At 54.0% G+C, this 2,147-nt stretch carries 2 protein-coding genes; both read right to left on the reverse strand.

Annotation, left to right across the window (positions count from 1 at the left end):
• Positions 1-29: 29 nt before the first annotated feature.
• Positions 30-407, reverse strand: a complete 378-nt coding sequence (locus tag CHB75_RS21110) for a transposase (RefSeq protein WP_089274128.1) — start codon at positions 405-407, stop codon at positions 30-32.
• Between the two features lie 156 nt (positions 408-563).
• Positions 564-1,868 (reverse strand): surface lipoprotein assembly modifier, encoded by a 1,305-nt coding sequence (locus tag CHB75_RS21115; protein ID WP_089274130.1) that lies wholly within the window; start codon positions 1,866-1,868, stop codon positions 564-566.
• Positions 1,869-2,147: the final 279 nt, after the last annotated feature.

Here is a 2,147-nt window from a genome sequence, read left to right on the forward strand (position 1 = left end):
GTGCAGCGGGACAAGCCGCAGCAAAATGGTTACATCGAGTCCTTCAACGGCAGCTTGCGCTCCTCTCGGCAGATTGCTCCGCAATCGCCTGCCGGGCAATGGATCGCCGTTTTTTGTAAAACTTGCCGCTCCTCGCGCAGCGGGTGGACTTCGTTGCAAAGGCGTTTGTTCTCCCATTCCACATCCGCATGAGGGCCGGACATCAAATCGTCATGCTGGTGTTTCTGAGCCCACTTGTTCAGGGTCCAAAACCCAACACCCAAATCAGAGGAAACCTGAGGACTGGTTAAGCCGCTGGTCGTTGCGATGCGCACAGCATCAAGGCGAAACTCGTCTGTGTACCTCGTTGCCATTCCTTGTCTCGTCCATTGTAAATGATTGCCCGAAAGAAACGGGAAATAAACCATGAAAAGTCCAAAATCGCGACAGGATAGGGATCATGTTCGGGCGACTGAAAAATTGGCGCAGGTTTCGACGCGCGATGACGGATGCCCAACGGTATTCCTACCCGCCCTCGCCGCATCCGTGAGCTTCTGGCTATGAAACAAGAAGGTGTCCTGGCCCTAGAAGTTTTTTGATATGCTCACCAAGCACTCGGTACTTTTGTATTCGTAGAACACCACGTTCGACTCGTTCGTAGTGTAGGAACAGGAAAGGCGCGGGGTGAATCCGCCGAATTCGATCCTCGTGTTGGAGACTCCAAAGCTGAGAGCATGGTAGGTGTCATCCCGGGGGCTTGCCAGCACGGGGAAGTCGCCGACGAAATTGCGTGACCCAAATTCCGCACTTGAACTGGTTTGCAGTCCGCCCTGCCAGGATTTGGAAATTCCCGCGAATACCTTGCGGCCGTAATACCGAAGGTGCGGGGCGGCGGTATTATTAAACTCAAACGCCAGCCCGCCATTCAGCATCAGGCTCGGGTTGATCTGGCGGCTCAGGCTGAGCGATATCAGGCTGTAGTCACCGTTTTTATACACTTGGTTTTGGTAGTTGCGGTATTCATGGCTGCCCGAAAGGTACAAGGTGTACTTGTTCGATAGGGGCCGCGTAAGGCCAACCCGTGCGCCTTTCGTGTCAAAATCTGCATCATCTTCGCGCCATGTCAAACTGAAAAACGGACTGACATACCATTGCCACGCTTCACTAACCCGTTCGTATGTCAGCGAAACCGCGCCTGTGGCATTGTCATGGATTGTGTCTTCGTAATGGGTGCCGACAAGTCTCCAGTTCAGTGTGACGCGGCTGTTCGGTCCGGTCCGGTTCCGGAAGTATCCCGAGATTCCCAATTGGGTACCGACCCCTGAACTAGCCCGTGAATCAGAGTCGATGACAAACACGCCACTTGTTGTGTCGAACAGTGTTTGCGTCGTTCCACGGTTTATATTCGTCGATGGGATGAGAGAAAAATGACCGGTGACGCCCATCGGTTTATTTCGATCAATGACAATCAAAAACCGGCGATAGCCTTCGCGCAGCGATTCGTTCGACTCTATGTCGAGCAGCGCCTTGAAATGAAATTCTGCGGCATCGTATTGTTGATTTAGCAAGAGCGTATGCGCAAGCTCGCGTCTTGCTTCGATATAGTTTGGATCGATTTGCAGGGTGAGGCGAAAAGCGTTGATCGCCTCCCGCAGACGGCGCTGCACTTTCAAGATACGCGCTTCGGCGAACGCCCGATCCGCATCACTTGGGGTCTGGGCGCTCAACAACTCTCTGGCGGCGTCGTATCGGCCGTCGTTGATGAGTTGCAGGATCTCGATATCTTTCGAACCCCGTGCTGCCGCAAGGTCCGGCAGACAAAGGCCCGCGATCCATAACAGGAAGAAAAGAGCGATGAATGGGCGGACCAGAAGCTGTCGCAATGCCATGCTGATCCTCGTGAATCGGTGCTCTTTCTGGCAGGCCAGAGGTGAAATGCGGGCGCGGGCGGTAACGTTCAGTTCAAAAATTTCGTTCTGCCTTTTTTACCATTGGGACCGCAACTGATCCATCGCGCAACTTTGAGACGGAATTGCAGTTAGGTTTATCTCGGGCGCGAAGGCAAGGGGGAGGGGCATTGTTGCAGAACTCACGCCTGAGGCATGACTTCCCCTTACCCCGCTGGCGTTATGCCACGCGAATGATCTCGGCAGTGCCGAGGGCATTGA

The organism is Puniceibacterium sediminis, assembly GCF_900188035.1.
Lineage (GTDB): Bacteria > Pseudomonadota > Alphaproteobacteria > Rhodobacterales > Rhodobacteraceae > Puniceibacterium > Puniceibacterium sediminis.

Excerpts from the sequence above, each read along its gene's own strand:
- CHB75_RS21110 (WP_089274128.1), bottom strand. The coding sequence starts at position 407 with ATGGTTTATTTCCCGTTTCTTTCGGGCAATCATTTACAATGGACGAGA.
- CHB75_RS21115 (WP_089274130.1), bottom strand. The coding sequence starts at position 1,868 with ATGGCATTGCGACAGCTTCTGGTCCGCCCATTCATCGCTCTTTTCTTC.